The sequence below is a fragment of the Sorangium sp. So ce406 genome (genome assembly GCF_051474675.1).
Classification (GTDB): Bacteria; Myxococcota_A; Polyangia; order Polyangiales; family Polyangiaceae; genus Sorangium; species Sorangium cellulosum_G.
Window position 1 is genome coordinate 7,404,831 of record NZ_CP150340.1, and the last position, 17,731, is coordinate 7,422,561.

Here is a 17,731-nt window from a genome sequence, read left to right on the forward strand (position 1 = left end):
ATCACATCAGAAATCGAGATACGGAAGCCCGCCGCCGGCCACGGTCCGGTGAATGAACATCCCGATCCCGGCGGAGCCGGTTCCATAGTCGGTCGAGATGCGGAGGAGCTCCTCGCCGGGGAACGCGAGCCCCGACGGCTTCTCGAGCGCGAACAGCATCACCCTGTCGACGAACCGGCGGGCCTCGTCGAGGTAGCGCCCGTCTTCGGTGCGGCGGTGCAGGTCGACGAAGAAATTGCCGATCCCGGACATGCCGGAGAAGTTCGTGGGGAAGACGGTGTAGCCGCCCTCGAGGTGGAGCGCGATCTTCCGTGCCGTCTCCAGGTAGCGAGCGTCCCCCAGCGCCGCGTGGAACCGCAGCGCGACCGTGCCGACTCCCGCGCCCCCGATCCGCCAGTAAGGATAGTAGACGTTCTCCTCGATGGATCGCCGGAACACGAGGTGTTCCTTCCCCTCCTGCTGCTCGGCGCTCGCGAGCTCGAAATCGAGGAGCCCCTTCGCCACGTCGAGGTGCTCCTCCTTCCCGGAGGCCCGGTAGAGCCGCAGCAGGAAGTAGCCAATGCCGGAGGCGCCGTGCGCGAGGCCGTGATACACGGTGTCCGTGTTCTCGTAACAGTACCCGCCCCTGTCCTGCTTCAGGCTCGGCTTGATGTGGTCGAACGCGTCGACCGCGTTCTTCAGGTACCTCTCGTCGCCGAGCTGCGCGAAGAAGAAGAGGTTGGCGAGGCCCCAGCCCGCGGCGCCGTAGAACATGTCGGCGTTCTCGAAGAGGATCGGCGACTTCGCCGAAAGCTCCATGAGCGCCTCTGCCTCCTTCCGCATCCCGAGCTCCAGGAGCGTCCATGCGATCCCGGCGCTGCCCACGTAGAGCCCGGGCGCATAGCTGCCATTGTCGATCTTCGACGCCTCGCGCGCCAGCGCATCGAGGAACGCCCCGGGGACCTCTCCCCGCGTGCGCTTCAGGAAGAGCGCGATGCCGGACGCGCCATACGCGACGCTGAGCCGGTTCGTCGCGAACCGCCGGTAGTCCATCGGCAGATCCAGCGGATCGTCGCCGCTGCCGATCTGATCCACGATGTAGCTCGCGATCGAATCGACGACCTTCCGGCGGTCGTCGTCGCTCCGGAGCGGCTTCAGCGGCTCGACGGCGGTGACGCGCTCGATGCTGCGCTCGGCCTCCGAGAGCAGCGCGTCCGCGCGCTCCGGCTGCTCGCCCACCCCGACGATGAGCCGCACGAACGCCTCGGGGACGCCGAGCTCCTTCGCGACGTGCGCCAGCATGGGCGCCCGGCGCTGCGGCGCGAGCGTGAAGAACGGCGTGGGCGGGTACACGAGCTCGCCGAGGATGCGGCTCAGCGCCCTGTAGTCGCCGGCGACCGTCGGGGCCTCACCCATCTTCCGCTCCTCTCCGAAGCCAGCCGTGTGGATCGGGATGATCAGCCCGCCGGCGTCGCGCTCCTGGATGTAAGCCGCCTCGAAATCGATGAACATCACCGTCCGCTCCTCCGGATCGAACAGGATGTTCCGCGGCGAGATGTCCTGGATCACCACCCCTTGCTCATGGATCTTCCGCGCCCCGGCGAGGATCTTCCGCGCGATGTCCAGGAACTCCTTACAGTACCTCCGGATGTCATCGACCGTCGGATCTGTCATGAGGAGGATCGACGACCGCCAGGAGCCGAGGTAGTGCCCGAGGGGCATGCCCTTCACGAGCTCCATGGCGAGGAAGCTGTGCTCCCACTCGTCGAAGAGCTCGATCGGCCGAGGGGTCACGCCGGTGCCTTCCAGGCGCTTGAGCACGCGATACTCATTTCTCAGACAGTCGATCGCGTCGTGCGGGATCTTCCGCCCTCGGTTCACGAGCGGCCTGGCCTCCTTGACCACGACCTCCGCGTTCGTCTCGAGATCGAGGCACCGGTAGACGCCGCCCTTGCTCGAGGTGCCCAGCGCCTCGGTCGCCTTGTACCTGCCCTTCAGGACGAGCTCGTCGTCCTCTTCCTCCGTATCCGGGAACGGATCGCTGACTCCCTCGGGGAGGCCGAAGTAGGGTAGCCGGTAGTCGGGGATCATCTGGCCGTCCGCGGTCCGGAGCATGGGGACCTGCTCGCCGAACACGTTGACCTGGCTCGCCTTCCTGAAGGCGCCGTAACGGTAGAACAGCACCTTGCTGTCCTTGTAGCGCTTGTCGGACAGGATGTACGGGCCCCGGAAGTCCTTCGTGACGTCGTGGACGCGCTCCATGAGCCGCTTGAGCTGATCGACGTCCGCTGGGTAGATGGTGATGAACTTGCCGCACGCGCCCCGACCCCAGAACGTCGAGTTGCCGAGGTCGAGGACCCGCTCGTCGACGAGGACCTTGAACGACGCGCCCTCCTCCACGAGGATGGGCGCCACCGCCGCCAGCATGTCCCGCGCGCGGTCGTGCGTGGTCGACAGGTGGATCTTGAACCCGCCGTCCGGCACGCGCTTCTCCGGGGGGTGGACCTCGCACCACAGGCCCGGGCCCTCTCCGACCGTCCAGCCCTCGGGCACGAGGCCCTTCACCTGGTTCCTGAACTCTGCCCTCTCGGACCGGTAGCTATCCAGGTTCGCGTAGCGCTCCGGGTGAGTGATCGTGAAATCAACGATGCGTTCTCTCGCCCTTCTGTCGATGCCTTGCATGATCCCTCGCTGGCCACGCGCCTCGAACCATGAACCATGAAAGCAGAGGAGCAGAGTCCTCTCCCGAAGGCTTACCCCCGGGAGAGGACTCTGCTCGCTCCAACCTTCGGTAGCTGCAATCGCCCTCTATGCAGGACTAGTTACAGCTGGTGAGGCTCAGCGACGAGTCCCCGCAGAGCAGCAGGCTGGCATGCGAGCCACCACCGCCGCCACCGCCACCGCCCGTGGTCGTACCCTTCGTCGAAAGCTTCTGGAGCGACAGGATCTTCTTCATAATTGACCTCCTTTGGTCGAGGAGGGGTTCAGCAAGAGCGAGGCCAGACCGCGACGCCATCGCGGATCCGTCAGAGATGATGGAACGCGCGCCACGATTGCATCCACACCAAAACATTACCACAACAGTCAACATCGATATCTGCTATCTCAGATCGATTGCACACCAAAGCAGATCAGATCCATCACAGCGCAATTGGAGCTGTCAAAATGCCCCAATCACGCGGTGGCAAAATTGCCAATCTGTAGCACCCTGCCACGAGCTCAACGCTGAGCCCGCAGAAGCTCTGCTCGATGCCCCATTCCGGTGGTCACGATTTGGCCGGCGCAAACGGGCTCGACCGAGCATGTGGTCAGTAGATATCCAGCAAAAGCGGCCTCGACCGTGCGAGGTGGTCAAACCATGTCCGCGAACGCGGCGTAGCACCAGACAGCATGCATGCGGTGTCACGCGGGCGCCGCGGCGCGCGCCCGATCGCGCGGCGCCTGCTAGGCTGAAGGAGGCCAATGCAGCGCTCAGACGAGGGGCGGAGCAGCCCCGGACACCTCCTGCGTCTCCTCCGCCTCGCCCGACCCGAGCTCGGGAGTCTCGCCCTCGGCACCCTGTTCCTGGCCATCGGCAGCGGAATGAGCCTCCTCCTTCCGCAGGTGATCCAGCGGATCATCGACGACGCGCTCGGACCGGGGAATGCCGCCGGGACAATCGACAGCATGGCGCTCTGGCTCGTGCCCATCATCGCGCTCCAGGCCGTCGCGGTGGCGCTCCGGTACGTCCTCTTCACCACCGCCGGCGAGCGCGTGGTCGCCCGGCTGCGCGCGCGCCTGTTCGAGCACGTCCTCCGGCAGGAGATGGCCTTCTTCGATGATCACAGGACAGGTGAGCTGACGAGCCGGCTGGCCTCGGACACGACCGTCCTCCAGAACGCCGTCAGCGTGGACATCTCCGTCGCGCTGCGGCTCACCGCGTCTGCCATCGGCGGCCTCGGGTTCCTCGTGTACACGTCCCCTCGGCTCACGCTGCTGATGCTGTCGGTGGTCCCCCCCGTGCTGGTGGGCGCCGTGATCTATGGGCGCAAGGTCCGCAAGCTCTCCCGCGCCGTCCAGGACTCGCTCGCGCGCTCCAGCGAGATCGCCGAGGAGGCGCTCTCGGGCATCCGCACCGTCCGCGCGTTCGCCGCCGAGAAGCAGGAGGTGGAGCGTTATGCCGGGCAGGTGGCGGACTCCTTCGATCGCGCCAGGACCCGCGTCCGCGCCTCGGGGGCCTTCTCGGGGGTGGTGACGTTCGCGGGCTACGCGGCCACGGGGCTCGTGCTCTGGTACGGCGGCCACCTCGTCGTCACCGGGAGCATGACGATCGGCAAGCTCACCTCCTTTCTCGTCTACACGCTCCTCGTCGCCTTCTCGCTCGCCGGCCTGAGCGACCTGTGGGCCGCGTTCATGAGGGCGCTCGGCGCCGCCGAGCGCGTCTTCGATCTCCTCGACCGGGCGCCGGCCATACCGCTCTCGGGCGGCCTCGAGCCGCCCTGCGTCCAGGGGAAGCTGGAGCTCGATCGGGTGAAGTTCAGCTATCCGGCGCGCAGGGACGTGCCCGTCCTCAAGGGGATCGATCTCTCCGTACGTCCCGGAGAGGTCATCGCGCTGGTCGGGTCGTCCGGCGCCGGCAAATCGACGATCGCCTCGCTGCTCCTGCGGCTCTACGATCCCGACGAGGGGCGCATCCTCCTCGACGGGCACGACCTCCGCGCGCTGTCGCCGAGCTGGCTCCGCCGGCAGATCGGCATCGTCGCGCAGGAGCCCATCCTCTTCGCCACGAGCGTCGCCGACAACATCCGTTATGGCCGGGAGGGCGCCTCGGACGAGGAGGTCGAGGCCGCCGCGCGCGCGGCGAACGCGCACGACTTCATCCAGCGGTTCCCGGAGGGCTATCGCACGCTCGTGGGCGAGCGCGGCGTGCAGCTCTCCGGCGGGCAGAAGCAGCGCGTGGCCATCGCCCGCGCCGTGCTCAAGAACCCTCGCCTGCTCGTGCTCGACGAGGCGACGAGCGCGCTCGACACCGAGAGCGAGCACCTCGTGAAGGCGGCGCTCGACACGCTCATGAAGGGCCGCACGACGCTCATCATCGCCCACCGGCTCTCGACGGTGATCGGCGCCGACCGCGTGCTCGTCATGGATGGCGGCCAGATCGTGCAGAGCGGGGCCCACGCGGCGCTCGTCGCGCAGGACGGGCTCTATCGACGGCTGGTCGAGCGGCAGTTCGTCAGCGCGTGATTCCCCAGGAGGGCCCCTGCAGACGGATTGACGATCTCGCTCCGTGCGAGCGCCGTTTCACATCACGCCGCCTCGCCGCCCGGCCAGCACCTGCTGCAGCGTGGCGGCGGTCACGGGCTTCGTCACGTGCAGGTCGAAGCCGGCTCGCCGCGATCGGCCCTGGTCCTCCGCGCCGCCGTAGCCCGAGAGCGCCACCAGGTAGAGCGCCTCGCCGTCCGGCGCCGCCCGCGCCCGGCGGGCGACCTCGTGGCCGTCGATGCCGGGCAGGCCGACGTCCACGAACGCCACGTCGGGGCGCAGCGCCAGCAGCTTCGCCACGCCGTCCAGCCCGTCCGCCGCCACCGTCACCTCGTGCCCCAGGGCCTCGAGGAACTCCCGCAGCATCCGGCGCACGTCCGCCGCGTCCTCCACGACGAGCACGCGGCGCCGCTCGGCCGCCTCCGCGCGCGGCGCCTCCCGCCCCGCGGGCGGCGGCTCCTTCCGCGGCGCGGGCGGCGGCTCGGCCCGCGCCGCAAGGGGCGGCGCCGGGGCCGCGCCGAGCGGCAGGCGCACCGTGAACTCGCTGCCCCGCCCCGGCCCGGCGCTCGCCGCGACCACGCTGCCGCCGTGCATCTCCACGAGCCGCCGCACCAGCGTGAGCCCGAGCCCCAGCCCGCCCGTGCTTCGATCGATGGTCTGGTCGACCTGCGTGAACAGCTCGAACACCCGCTCCAGCATCGCCGCCGGGATGCCGCGCCCCGTGTCGCGCACCCGCAGCACGGCCTCCGGCGCGCCGCCCGCCGCCTCGCGCGTGAGGCGCACCGAGATCGCGCCCCCCGGCGGCGTGTACTTCGCGGCGTTCGTCAGCAGGTTCGTCACCACCTGCTCCAGCCGCGTCGCGTCCGCGCGCATGCCGAAATCCCCCGCCCCCGCCGAGACCGAGAGCGCGTGCTGCCGCGCCTGCACGGCCGGCTGCGCCGCGGCCACGGCGTTCTGCACCACCGCCGCGAGGTCGACGTCCTCCAGGCGCAGCTCCACCGTGCCGCGCGTGATGCGCGACACGTCGAGCAGATCGTCCACCAGCCGCACGAGGTGGCCCATCTGCCGCCGCGCGATCTCCCGGTAGCGCGCCGACCCCGGCCCCTGGCCCTCCTCGTCGTCGAGCAGCGACAGCGACAGGCTGATCGAGGCCATCGGGTTGCGGAGCTCGTGCGCGAGCATCGCGAGGAACTCGTCCTTGCGCTGGTCGGCGAGCTTCAGCGCCTCCACGAGCGCCTCCACGCGCCGGCGGGCGATCACCTGATCGGTCACCTCGAAGGCGAACACGAAGACGCCCTCGATCGCCCCGTCGCGGTCGCGCATCGGCTGGTACACGAAGTTGAAGAACACCTCCTCCGCCGCGCCGGTGCCCTGGCGGTCGAGCCGCACGAGGAACTCCTTCCCGACGACGGGCTCACCGGTGCGCATCACGCTGTCCAGGAGCTCCCAGACGCGCTGGCCCTCGAGCTCGGGCAGGGCGGCCCGGATCGGCTTGCCCACGAGCGCGCGCCCGCCGACGAGCTGCTGGTAGAGCGGATTGACCACCTCGAAGACGAGCTCCGGCCCGCGCAGGATCGCGATCGGCCCCGGCGCCTGCATGAACAGGTCGTTCATGTACTGGCGCTGCCCGTCGGCCTCGCGCCGGCGCCGCGCGAGCTCCACGTGGATGCGGACCCGCGCGAGGAGCTCCTTCGCGGAGAACGGCTTCACGAGGAAGTCGTCGGCGCCGGCCTCGAGGCTGTCGACGCGCTCCTCCTCGCCCGCGCGCGCGGACAGCATCATCACGGCCACGCCGCGGGTGCGCTCGTCGGCGCGCAGCGCCCTCAGCAGCCCGAAGCCGTCGAGCCGGGGCATCATCACGTCGGTGAGCACGAGGTCCGGGGCGCGGGCGCGCGCGCTCTCCAGCGCGGCCAGGCCGTCGGCCACGGCCTCCACCGTCCACCCCTCCGCGACGAGCAGCCGCCGCACGTACTCGCGCATGTCCGCGTTGTCGTCCGCCACGAGGAGGTGCCCTGGCAGCCGCATGCGCGGCCCCTCCCCCGCCGCCGGCACGGCCCCCGCCGGCGGCGGCGCAGACCGCGCCTCCGCGCCGCGGAGCCACTGCGCGGCCTCGTCCAGGAAGGGCGCCGCGCCGCCCCCCGCCTCGGCCGCCTCGGCCGCCTCGGCGGGTGACGCGGCCGCCTCGACGTGGTCCTCGGGCAGGTGCGCCTTCCCGAGCGGGACGGAGACCGAGAAGCGGCTCCCCTCGCCGACGCGGCTCTCCACGGCCACGCTGCCGCCGTGGAGCTTCGCCAGCTCCTGCACCAGGGCCAGGCCGATGCCGCTGCCCTCGTAGCTCCGGCCCCTGGCGCCCTCGACGCGGTGGAACCGCTCGAACAGGTGCGGCAGCTCCGCCTCCGGGATGCCGGTGCCCGTGTCCGCGACCGACAGCACGGCCGATCCGTCGACCGCCTCGACGCAGACCCGGACGCCGCCCGCGAAGGTGAACTTGAAGGCGTTCGAGACCAGGTTGAGCACGATCTTCTCCCAGAGCTCCCGGTCGACGTAGGCGGGCTCGGGGAGCGGCGGGCAATCGACCGCGAGGGAGAGGCCAGCCCGCTCGAGGAGCGAGCGGAACGAGCTCGCCAGGTCCGCGGTGAACGCGCCGAGCTCGGTGGGCTGGTAGCAGGCCCGGATGCGCCCCGCCTCGATGCGCGAGAAGTCGAGCAGCGTGTTGACCAGCCGGAGGAGCCGCAGGCTGTTGCGGTGGACGATCGCGAGCCGCTCGCGCTGCCGCGGGGGCAAGGGCTGCTCCGCGTCGCGGAGGCTGTCGTCCACGGGCCCGAGGATCAGCGTCAGCGGCGTGCGGAACTCGTGGCTGACGTTGCTGAAGAACGCGGTCTTGGCGCGATCGAGCTCGGCGAGCGCGAGGAGCCTGCGCTTCTCCTCCTCGCTGGCGCGGGCGTTCTGGAGGGCCGTCGCGCTGTGCGCGGCGACGAGCCGCAGGAAGCTGCGGTAGTCGTCGTCCAGCACCAGCCGGGGGCTGATGCCCGCGACGAGGAACCCGGCCGGCCCCCCGCTGCCGGCGCGGTGGAGCGGCAGCACGACGGCCCGGCGCGCGGCGTCCGGCCACGGCCCGCCGGGGAGCGGGAGGGCGCCCGCTGGCAGCTCCGACAGGTCCACGTCGACCTCCTCGCGCAGCGCGCGGTGGAGCGGCCACACCGCGCCCTCCGCCGGCTCGAGGCTCACCGCCGCCGGCGCCGCGGCGTGGCCCTGCCCGAGCCCGGCGCTCGCGGCGAGGGACGCCCGCGCGCCGTCCTGCTCGACGACGTAGAGCAGCGCGAACGGCAGGTCGCGCCCGGCCTGCGCGACGGTCTCCATCATCACGCGGCAGGCGTCGTCGACGTTCTTGGCGTCGGCCGCCCGCGCCCCGAGCTCCCCGAGCAGCTGCAGCCGCCGCTTTCCGAGGATGTGCCCGGTGCTCTCGGAGCACGCGACGAAGACGCCCGCGACAGCGCCCCTCTCGTCCCGGATGGGGCTATATCCGTAGTTGAAGTAGCACTCTTCCAGGAAGCCATTCCGATCGAGGATGAGCAGGCCATCGCGGATGTACGTGGCCCCTCCCGAGAAGACCTTCTCGATCATCGGCTCGATGACGTCCCAGATCTCCTTCCAGCACACACGCCCCGCCTGCCCCATGGCGGCCGGGTGCTTCGTGGAGCCCAGGATCGGGCGGTAGCCGTCGTTGTAGAACTGGATCAGCTCCCGGCCCCACCACAGGAACATCGGGTGATCGGACGAGAGCAGGATGGACAGCGCGGTGCGCAGCGACTGGGGCCACGCCTCGACAGGGCCGAGCGGCGACCGCGACCAGTCGATCGAGCGGATGAGCGCCCCCATCTCCCCGCCGCCCGAGAGCGCGGCGCCGGCCGGATCCAGCCCGCTCCCGGCGCGCGCCGCCTCGATCCGGCTCATGCCGATCTCCGCTCCTCGACCGCGTCGAGATGCCCCCCCTGCTGCCTCGCCATGCGACGCCCGCTTGTACCACACCCCCGGTCCGGCGGGCATCCAGCGCCGCCGCGCCACGCGTGGAGTTCCGGGGTCTTGATGAGTTCGTCGGATGCATTGAACATCGGTTGTATCGACCGGCGCGCCACGCGGCGGCGCCCAGCGATCGCGGGTGCTGACGCACATGCTCATGAAGGATGTCGAGGAAGACGCGGAGGTGCGTCGGCGCGGCCACCCCGCCGCGGAGACCGCCGCGCGCGGCGCGCCGGTGTGGCCGAGCGCCTCGGCGCAACGGATGCAGCCACGACGTATTTTTTTAGGAGAACTCGCGGGGCCGCGGCGCCTTCACGGACACGCGCGGCGGCGAGCAGCAGGGCACAATGGTGGCTTGTCTCTCGCCCGGTGGGGGAAATCCACGCCTCGACAGTTCTCGCCAGGAAAAACCACCTTCAGAATCGCAATGCATCTCGCGAAGGCGTGATTGGGCCTTGCATCGAGCACGGGCCCTGGAGAGAGCGCGCCGGGCGCCCATGGGGTGCTTGACAGGGCAGCCTACATGCGAGAGAGGGTGAAACGCCGCGCTTCACGACCGAGCGCGACGCTGGGCAGGCTCATGGTGTCGATTTCGGTCGCCTCGAGACAACGAGATGATGTGGGCCCGGCGGCCGCGATCGACGAGGATCGCCGCCTGCTGCAGAACGAACGCGAGGAGCCGACGATGCCGATGAAGCTGTATGCCCATCCCTTTTCTTCTTACTGCCAGAAGGTCCTGATCGCGCTCTACGAGCACAAGACCCCGTTCGAGCTCCGCCTGCTCGCGCCCGGCAACGAGCAGGCGGCGGCCGAGCACGCGGCCCTGTGGCCGCTCAAGCGCATGCCCTTGCTCCTCGATGAGGGCCGTACGGTGGTGGAGGCGAGCATCATCGTCGAGTACATCGATCTCCATCACCCTGGCTCCTTCCGGCTGCTCCCGGACGACCCTCGGGCGGCGCTCGATGTACGGATGATGGATCGCTTCTTCGACAACTACGTCATGACGCCGATGCAGAAGCTCGTGTTCGACAGCATCCGCGCCGCGGAGAACCGCGATCCCCAGGGGGTCGCCGAGGCGCGGCAGCTGCTCGACACCGCCTATCGCTGGCTCGACGGCGCGATGGCCGGGCGAGAGTGGGCCGCGGGCGATGCCTTCAGCCTCGCGGACTGCGCTGCCGGGCCTGCGCTGTTCTACGCCGACTGGGCCCACCCGATCGGCGAGGCGTTCCCGAACGTCCGCGCGTACCGGCGGCGGCTCCTCGCTCGACCGTCCTTCGCGCGGGCGATCGACGAGGCGAGGCCCTACCGCTCGTTCTTCCCGCTGGGCGCCCCGGACCGCGATTGAGCGCTCGATAGGCAAGAGGCGCGGCTCCCGGGAGATAGCCTGGAAGAACGCTCCCTATGGGCCGCGCCGTCGAGATCATGGTCAGCTCGGCGAGCGGCGCTCACCGCCGCGAGGTGAACCGGAGCGGCAGGGCGATCGGTCCGCGGATCGTGAGCGTGCGGTTATAGCGGATCTCTCCCGGCACGCGCTCGACCCGCCCGAACCGCGCGATCACCGCGTCCAGCGCCACCCTGGCTTCCATGCGGGCCAGCGCCGCGCCGATGCAGAAGTGGATACCGTGCCCGAAGTTGAGCCCGCCCTGCGAGCCGCGGTGCAGGTCGAACCGATCCGGATCCTTGAACTTCGCCTCGTCCCGGTTGGCGGAGGCCACGATCGGGAGCACCAGCGCTCCGCGCGGGATGGTCACCCCCGACAGCGCGACGTCCGCGGTGGAGATGCGCGGGAGCGTCTGGACCGGGCCGTCATAGCGGAGCATCTCCTCGACGAACAGGGCTGTCAGGCCGGGCTCGGCGTGCAGCCGATCCATCATGTCCGGGTGGTCGGCGAGGAACAGGAGCGAATTGCCGAGCAGGTGCGTCGTGGTCTCCAGCCCGCCGATCAGGAGCGTGACGAGGAACGCGACGATCTCGGCGTCCGTCAGCCGCTGTCCGTCGAGCTCGGCGCGGACGAGATCGCTCACCGTGTCGTCCACGGGCGCGCGGCGCCGCTTCTCGATGACCTCCATGAGGTACCCTGTCAGCTCCGCGATGGTCGCCCGCACGCGCGCGGCGTCCTCCGGGCTCGGGATCTCGGGCGTGATCGCGACGAACTCGTCGGCCCACCGCTTGAAATGGGCGTGAAGGGCGTGATCGAGCCCGAGGATCTCACCGATGGCATGAGCCGGCAGCGGGTGCGCGAAGGCCTCCACGAAATCGGTCTCCTCCACGAGCCGGTTCGTGAGATCGGCGGCGACGGCGCGGAGGCGCGGCTCGACGCGGGCCACGGTGGCGGCCCCGAACGCGCGGTGGATCAGGCCGCGCAGCCGCGTGTGCGACGGCGGGTCCATGGCCAGCAGCGAGTTGGCGAACGGGTTGTATCCCACCCAGGGCGGCTGCCACGCCACCTTGAAGCCCTCGGACGAGAAGAGCGCCGGATTCTTCATCACGAAGAGCACGTCCTCGTACCGAGTGACTGCCCACATCCCGCCTGGCTCGACCTGGCAAACCGGGCTCACGCGCCGCATCTCGGCGAAATAAGGGTACGGATTCGCACGCAGCTCTGGGGCCAACACATTGACAGGGAAATTCATCGCGGCTGCCTCCCGGTTCGTCGCGCGAGCGAGGCACACACCGGCGATCAAGCCGGGAGGATGATCCTCTCGACCCGCCCCCTCCGTAGGCCCCGACGCTAAGGTAGACAACACACGGTCCCATAAATTGCGTCCTGCACGCAAGCACTCCTGGAGCGCAGCACTTCGCCCACGGGGCGTCAGCAGCCCTGAGGCCGGGCGACGCCGAGGGGGCGTCACGCGCTCAGGTGGTCACGACCTGGAAGCGGAACGAGCCGAGCGACGGCCGCCCGGGGGTCACACCGGCGCTGCGTCCGACGTGCGGCGGAGCCACTCGACCGCGTCGTGGCGCGCCTCGAACACCCCGAAGTGCTTGCCGCGGCGCTCCTCGTCCACCAGCTCCCCGAACCGGCTGCTGAAGCTGACGCTGCCCGGCGGACACACCACGGCGAGCCGGATCCAGTAGTTCCTTAGCTTCTGCAGGATCGCCCCGGCCTCTCCCGAGCTGAGGTCGAAGAAGGCCGCCGTCAGGTTCGGCGCGTGGAGGAGGGCGCCGCTCACGCCGCCCGAGAAACATGCCTCGAGCACCCGGTCGACGTCGTGAACGCTCGCCATGAGCCGCTGATCCGGCGCGCCTTCCACGAACTGCACGCCTCCCTCGTCAACCACCGTCAGTTCCATCGCTTCCCTCGCTGGCCGCCCGGGCGCGGGCTGCCTGGCATCGCGATCCGCTGCGCCCGCGCCCAGGCTAACGTCGGGAGACGGCCGCTGTACAGGCCCCGCGCGAGGGCCGGACGAGGCGCCAGCGTCTGTCGGACTCGTGTCACCGCGGCTCACCGCGGCCGACTCGCTGGCTCATGTGGCCGCCCGTCATTCAGCTCGAGCAAAAGATTCCTTCGGAGATCCACCCCCACATGCGTGACCATTTTGTTCGGCGGGATCGCAAGGAACGGCGCCGAGCGCGCCATTCTGTGGCAGAATCGCGCGCATGCTGATTCGCGTTGTTGGGAAAGGAACGTTCTTCTTTGCGCTGCTATTTACGGCCGCATGTGATCCGGGCGATGGCGAGGGGCCGTCCAGCGCCGGCACGGGCTCCAGCGGGGGCGCCACCGCGGGTGATGGCGGAGGCGGTACGCAGGTGGACGGCTCAGGTGGCGGCCCGGGCTGCGCCGAGTTCGTGATGCCCACCGGCGTGAACTGCGATGCGCCGCCCGACGGCGCGCTGCCGGCCGACCTGCGCTGTACGGGCCTCTACGGGGATTTCGACCGGCGCGAGCCCGCGTGCGGTGTCCTCGAGTACAAGCCGGCGATCGAGCTCTGGAGCGACGGCGCCGCGAAGCGTCGCTGGGTGTCGATCCCGGCGGGCCAGAAGGTGGACGCGAGCGATCCCGACGCCTTCGTGTACCCGGAGGGGACGCAGTTCTGGAAGGAGTTCCAGGTGCAGGGCGCTGACGGCGCGATGCGTCTCGCGGAGACGCGCCTGCTGCGCAAGACGCCGGACGGCTGGCTCTACACGAGCTATGTGTGGTCCGAGGACGGGCGCGAGGCCATCCAGATGCAGAACGACACGGGGGTTGTCGATCTGTACGGCACGGGCCACACGGTGCCGACGCGCGATCAGTGCAAGGAGTGCCACTCCGGGCGCGGCGACTATGTCCTCGGCTGGGACGCGCTGATGCTCGGCCCGGGCGCCGAGGGGCTCACGCGCGAGAAGCTCGTCGAGGCCGGGCTGGTCGACGGCGGCAGCAACCTCGCCCTGTCGATCCCGGGCGACGAGGTGGAGCGCCTGGCGCTCGGCTACATGCACGCGAACTGCGGCGTGAGCTGCCACAACGACAGCGTGGACGCGCCGGCGCGGGACACGGGCCTTTACCTGCGGCTCGAGGCCGGCGACCTCGGCAGCGTGGCGACGACCGACGCCGTCACGACCGGCATCAACAGGCGCCCTGCCGACAACGCCAAGTACGAGGGGCTCGAGAACACCGATCCCAGCTACTGGTACGATATCCGCCCGGGCGACCCGGCCCGCAGCCTGCTCGTCGCCCGCCAGGAGCTGCGCGGCTTCGAGGGGCAGATGCCGCGCATCGGGACTCACAAGGTCGACGAAGCGGGCGTTCAGGCGGTCGTGCGCTGGATCCAGGGCATGACCGAGGCCAGCTACCCGCCGCCCGGGCCCTGAAGCGCCCTCCGGAAGAGGGCGGATAAAACCGCCCGGCGCCGGCCGCACGTCCGCGGCCAGCGCCGGGCAGCCATTCACATCTCAGGGACGATCTTCACCAGGCTGTTGCGGTTCGCGACGAAGTAGAGCTCGCCGTCGTTGTCCTCGACGATCGCGGTGAGGTCCTCGAACGTCGGCAGGCCGCCCTGGCGCGCGAACGCGGGAGCGTTCGGCGTGTTCGGATCGCGGTTCTTGAGGATCTGCGTGATCGGCGACGTCTGCGTGTCGCACTGCATGATCGCGCCCATGCGCTCTCCGGTGTAGTCGCCGAACAGGTACACGCCCCGGAGCTGGGGCAGCGCGGCGCCCCGGTACACGTAGCCGCCGATCACCGACACGTAATCGCGGAACGGCCCTGTCGCGGAGCGGCGCCGGTCGATGTCGACGATCGGCTTCGTGTCCGTCGTGCCCTCGCGGAGGGTGCGCCCGTTGCAGGTATTCGCATGGTTGCCCTCGAAGGCCGCCCAGCCGAAGTTGAGCCCGCTCACGCCGGCAGGGACGAAGTCGACCTCTTCATAACTATCCTGGCCGACGTCGCCGATGTAGAGATCCTTGGTCAGCCGATCGAAGCTGAACCGATACGGATTGCGCAGCCCGTAATGCCAGACCCGCGCGGCGCTGCCGTCGAAGGGGTTGCCGGCGGCCGCGTACGGCTCGGGCGCGTTCGGATCGAGCCGCAGGAGCTTCCCGAACAGCGAGTTGATGTCCTGCGATCCTCCGGGCTTGTCGCTGTTGCAGCTCCCGCCGCCGTCGCCCGTGCCGACGTAGAGCATGCCGTCGGGCCCGAACATGACGTGGCCGCCGTTGTGGTTGACCGCCGAGGCGTCGAGCCGCAGGATCGTCTTCGTGGGCGTCTCGTTCGCCACGTAAGGATTGCCCGCCGAGCGCTGGTACTCGAGCACCACATCGCGGTTCATGTTGGTGCCGGTGGTCGGCGTCATCGCGATGTAGAACTTCCCGCTCGTCGCGTAGTCGGGCGGGAACGCGATGCTGAGGAGTCCGCGCTCGTCGTCGAAGGCGCCCGTGCTGAGCTGGATCTGGCTGCTCACGTCGAGGAAGTTCTCCTCGCGCAGCGCGCCGCCCGTGAACACGCGGATCTTGCCCGTCTGCTGCACGAGGTACCAGTCGCTCGACCCCTTCGGCTGCGCAGCGTAGACCATCCTGTCGACGCCGGTGACCACCGGCGCGAGCGCCAGCTTCCCGACGTCGGGCGCCGCGGTCGCGTTGCACACCGGCGGCTCGTCGCCTCCGCCGCCGCCTCCGGTGCCGGCCGGCGGCGCGCCGCCGCTCCCGGTCGTGCCCGCCTCCGTTCCAGTCCCTGTGCTCGTGCCCGTCGTCCCGCCCGCCGGTGAACCTCCACCGCCCGAGGAGCTGCTGCTCCCCTGCTGCGCACCCGTACCGGAGCTCGCCGAGCCCTGCGGGGAATCACCGCTGCTGGAGGAGCCATCGTCGCCACAGGCGCCGTTCACGAGCGCGAGAGCCAGCCAGAAAGCCAGGGTCGTTCGTTGCTTCATCATGGGGCCCATCTTAGCCGAAAACGGGCCGACTTCCGTCTCGGTCTGCAGTCCTTGAGATCACGTGAACTTCCCGTGCTCGCGGCAAAAGACAGTGATGCGGTGCACAAGCCAGGGCAACCCTCATGGGGTCTCGTCAACGTCGCACGTGTGGCCGAGGTACATTCCCGCAAGTCTCCATTTCGATCATGCAGTACCGTCGGCTCCGTGAGCCAGTTCATCACGGAGCCAGAAAACTCAGGAGACCTGGGCGGGAAGCAAGGTTCGCCGACGGCGCGCGACGACACCTCCATGGATGCGCTGGCGCAGCGCGCGCGAGGAGGCGACCCCGACGCCCTCGATCAGCTCGTGCGCGCGCTCCAGGATCCGATGTACCGCCTCGCGCTGCGGTTCCTTGGCCGGCCCGAGCCGGCCCGGGACGCGACGCAGGAGATCCTCCTGCTCATCGTGATGGAGCTCCCGACGTTTCGCGGCGAGAGCTCGGTCCGGACCTGGGCGTACCGCGTGGCGACGCGCCTCCTGCTCCGCCTGCGGAGGCGCGGGCGGCGCTGGACGTTCGAGGCCCTCGCGGACGAGGATCTCGGGCAGCCGCCCAACGCGATCGAGGCCGACACGCGCGCGCTCGCCGACGAGCGGCTCCTCGAGGAGGAGGTCTTCATCGGGTGCACGCAGGCCATGCTGCAGGCGCTCGATCGACCGCAGAGGATCGCGCTCGTGCTCGGGGCGATCTGCGAGCTCGAGGCCGCCGAGGCCTCGTACGTGCTCGGCATCTCGGAGGTGGCCTTCCGCAAGCGCCTCTCGCGCGCGCGGGCAACGCTCGACGCCTTCCTGGCCAGACACTGCGGGGTCGCGGATCCGACGAACCCGTGTCGCTGCGCGTACCAGGTCAACCTGAACGTCGCGCGGCGCTGCGTGAACCCGGCTCGGCTCAACTACGCCGTGGCGCCGACGAGGACGACCCTCGAGGTGCTCCGCGCCGAGGGCGAGATCCGCCAGATCCGGCTGTCGCTGGACCTGTTCCGCACGCAGCCAAAATTTTCATCTACGGAGGATTTTGCGGAGCGCGTGCGCGCCCTGGTCGCGTCGGCGAGCTCGCTGTCGGGCGCGCAGGAGGCGAGCGGTCGATTTCCGGTCACACGCGGGAGCGACGCGGTCCCTGACCGCTCCGAGCGCTCGCGTCGAGCGCCGGAGGACCCATGATCATCCAGAGCGAGAAGAAGCGCGCCCGCGTGAACGGGCACACGATCGCGTACGTCGACCGCGGCGCGGGCGAGCCGATGGTGTTTCTTCACGGCAACCCCACGTCGTCGTTCCTGTGGCGCAACGTCATCGCGCCGCTCTCGGAGGGCTTCCGCTGCGTCGCCCCCGACCTCATCGGGATGGGCGATTCGGACAAGCTCGCCCCGAGCGGCCCCGATGCGTACACGTTCTTCCAGCACCGGCAGTTCCTCGACGGGTTCCTGGAAGAGCTCGCGCCCGGCCGGCGCCTGATCCTCGTGGTGCACGACTGGGGCTCCGCGCTCGGGTTCGACTGGGCGCGCCGGCACCCGGAGCGCGTGCGCGGCGTCGCGTACATGGAGGCCATCGTCGGCGCGATGACGTGGGACGGCTGGCCCCCGAGCGCGAGGGCGCTGTTCGAGCGGCTCCGATCCCCCGAGGGCGAGCGCCTCGTCCTCGAGGAGAACGTGTTCGTCGAGCGGATCCTCCCGTCGAGCGTCCTGCGCGGGCTCACGGAGCCCGAGCTCGACGAGTACCGCCGGCCCTACCGGACGCCCGGCGAGTCGCGCCGCCCGACGCTCTCGTGGCCGCGGCAACTGCCCATCGAGGGCCACCCTCCGGCGGTCTGCGCCGAGGTGCAGAAGTACGCCGGCTGGCTCGCGACCACGCCCGTCCCGAAGCTGTTCATCAACGCCGAGCCGGGGCGGATCCTGATCGGCGCGCTGCGCGACGCGTGCCGGCGCTGGCCGAACCAGCGCGAGGTCACGGTGCGCGGCGCCCACTACGTCCAGGAGGACTCGCCAGGAGAGATCGCCCAGGCGATCGGCGACTGGGCGCCGACGTTGCCATCGTGAGGCGCTGCAGGAGCAGGGCCGCGCGAACGGCTACGACATGCGTTGACCGCACATGACGTGACACCCCGATGCACG

Annotated in this window: 12 protein-coding genes; 6 read left to right on the forward strand and 6 right to left on the reverse strand. The window is 70.1% G+C overall.

Going from position 1 to position 17,731, the window contains the following annotated elements; all coding sequences use genetic code 11:
* Positions 1–6: 6 nt before the first annotated feature.
* Both lanKC and WME96_RS27385 read right to left on the reverse strand, forming a co-directional pair.
* The gene (gene lanKC, locus WME96_RS27380; protein WP_437284531.1) at positions 7–2,661 is read right to left on the reverse strand and encodes a class III lanthionine synthetase LanKC; all 2,655 of its coding nucleotides are present in this window, start codon (positions 2,659–2,661) and stop codon (positions 7–9) included.
* Between the two features lie 136 nt (positions 2,662–2,797).
* Positions 2,798–2,935 carry a SapB/AmfS family lanthipeptide gene (locus WME96_RS27385; RefSeq protein ID WP_061614254.1) on the reverse strand — a complete coding sequence of 46 codons (138 nt, stop codon included), beginning with the start codon at positions 2,933–2,935 and terminating at the stop codon, positions 2,798–2,800.
* Positions 2,936–3,441: 506 nt separating this feature from the next.
* On the opposite strand from WME96_RS27385, the gene WME96_RS27390 reads away from it, so the two are divergent.
* Positions 3,442–5,202 carry an ABC transporter ATP-binding protein gene (locus tag WME96_RS27390; RefSeq protein ID WP_437284532.1) on the forward strand — a complete coding sequence of 587 codons (1,761 nt, stop codon included), beginning with the start codon at positions 3,442–3,444 and terminating at the stop codon, positions 5,200–5,202.
* 57 nt (positions 5,203–5,259) lie between these two features.
* Here WME96_RS27390 and WME96_RS27395 read toward each other — a convergent pair whose 3' ends face one another.
* Positions 5,260–8,583 (reverse strand): ATP-binding protein, encoded by a 3,324-nt coding sequence (locus WME96_RS27395; RefSeq protein ID WP_437284533.1) that lies wholly within the window; start codon positions 8,581–8,583, stop codon positions 5,260–5,262.
* 223 nt (positions 8,584–8,806) lie between these two features.
* Here WME96_RS27395 and WME96_RS27400 point away from each other — a divergent pair, with 223 nt between their 5' ends.
* A complete protein-coding gene (locus WME96_RS27400; RefSeq protein ID WP_437284534.1) occupies positions 8,807–8,938 on the forward strand; it encodes a hypothetical protein in 132 nt (43 codons plus the stop codon).
* 987 nt (positions 8,939–9,925) lie between these two features.
* Complete coding sequence (locus tag WME96_RS27405; protein WP_437284535.1) at positions 9,926–10,585, forward strand: glutathione S-transferase family protein; 660 nt, start codon at positions 9,926–9,928, stop codon at positions 10,583–10,585.
* 100 nt (positions 10,586–10,685) lie between these two features.
* Here the strand turns inward: WME96_RS27405 and WME96_RS27410 are convergent, their stop codons facing one another.
* Together WME96_RS27410 and WME96_RS27415 are read right to left on the reverse strand one after the other, a co-directional pair.
* Positions 10,686–11,765, reverse strand: a complete 1,080-nt coding sequence (locus WME96_RS27410) for a cytochrome P450 (protein WP_437284536.1) — start codon at positions 11,763–11,765, stop codon at positions 10,686–10,688.
* Between the two features lie 384 nt (positions 11,766–12,149).
* Complete coding sequence (locus WME96_RS27415; RefSeq protein ID WP_437284537.1) at positions 12,150–12,521, reverse strand: DUF4180 domain-containing protein; 372 nt, start codon at positions 12,519–12,521, stop codon at positions 12,150–12,152.
* Positions 12,522–12,990: 469 nt separating this feature from the next.
* Between WME96_RS27415 and WME96_RS27420 the strand changes: the two genes are divergently transcribed.
* Entirely contained in the window at positions 12,991–14,031 is a 1,041-nt protein-coding gene (locus tag WME96_RS27420; RefSeq protein WP_437284538.1) for a hypothetical protein, read from the forward strand.
* A gap of 74 nt (positions 14,032–14,105) precedes the next feature.
* Here the strand turns inward: WME96_RS27420 and WME96_RS27425 are convergent, their stop codons facing one another.
* Entirely contained in the window at positions 14,106–15,587 is a 1,482-nt protein-coding gene (locus WME96_RS27425) for a PQQ-dependent sugar dehydrogenase (protein WP_437284539.1), read from the reverse strand.
* A 288-nt stretch (positions 15,588–15,875) separates the two neighbouring features.
* Between WME96_RS27425 and WME96_RS27430 the strand changes: the two genes are divergently transcribed.
* Complete coding sequence (locus WME96_RS27430) at positions 15,876–16,784, forward strand: RNA polymerase sigma factor (protein ID WP_437284540.1); 909 nt, start codon at positions 15,876–15,878, stop codon at positions 16,782–16,784.
* Positions 16,781–17,656: a haloalkane dehalogenase gene (locus WME96_RS27435; RefSeq protein ID WP_437284541.1), complete on the forward strand. Its 876-nt coding sequence runs from the start codon at positions 16,781–16,783 to the stop codon at positions 17,654–17,656. The genes WME96_RS27430 and WME96_RS27435 overlap by 4 nt, the downstream gene beginning before the upstream one ends.
* The last annotated feature ends 75 nt before the right edge of the window (positions 17,657–17,731 follow it).

Coding starts and splice junctions, on each gene's coding strand:
- WME96_RS27410 (WP_437284536.1), bottom strand. CDS start 11,765: ATGTGGGCAGTCACTCGGTACGAGGACGTGCTCTTCGTGATGAAGAAT.
- WME96_RS27400 (WP_437284534.1), top strand. CDS start 8,807: ATGTACGTGGCCCCTCCCGAGAAGACCTTCTCGATCATCGGCTCGATG.
- WME96_RS27405 (WP_437284535.1), top strand. CDS start 9,926: ATGCCGATGAAGCTGTATGCCCATCCCTTTTCTTCTTACTGCCAGAAG.
- WME96_RS27385 (WP_061614254.1), bottom strand. CDS start 2,935: ATGAAGAAGATCCTGTCGCTCCAGAAGCTTTCGACGAAGGGTACGACC.
- WME96_RS27395 (WP_437284533.1), bottom strand. CDS start 8,583: ATGATGGAGACCGTCGCGCAGGCCGGGCGCGACCTGCCGTTCGCGCTG.
- lanKC (WP_437284531.1), bottom strand. CDS start 2,661: ATGCAAGGCATCGACAGAAGGGCGAGAGAACGCATCGTTGATTTCACG.
- WME96_RS27390 (WP_437284532.1), top strand. CDS start 3,442: ATGCAGCGCTCAGACGAGGGGCGGAGCAGCCCCGGACACCTCCTGCGT.
- WME96_RS27430 (WP_437284540.1), top strand. CDS start 15,876: ATGGATGCGCTGGCGCAGCGCGCGCGAGGAGGCGACCCCGACGCCCTC.
- WME96_RS27435 (WP_437284541.1), top strand. CDS start 16,781: ATGATCATCCAGAGCGAGAAGAAGCGCGCCCGCGTGAACGGGCACACG.
- WME96_RS27425 (WP_437284539.1), bottom strand. CDS start 15,587: ATGATGAAGCAACGAACGACCCTGGCTTTCTGGCTGGCTCTCGCGCTC.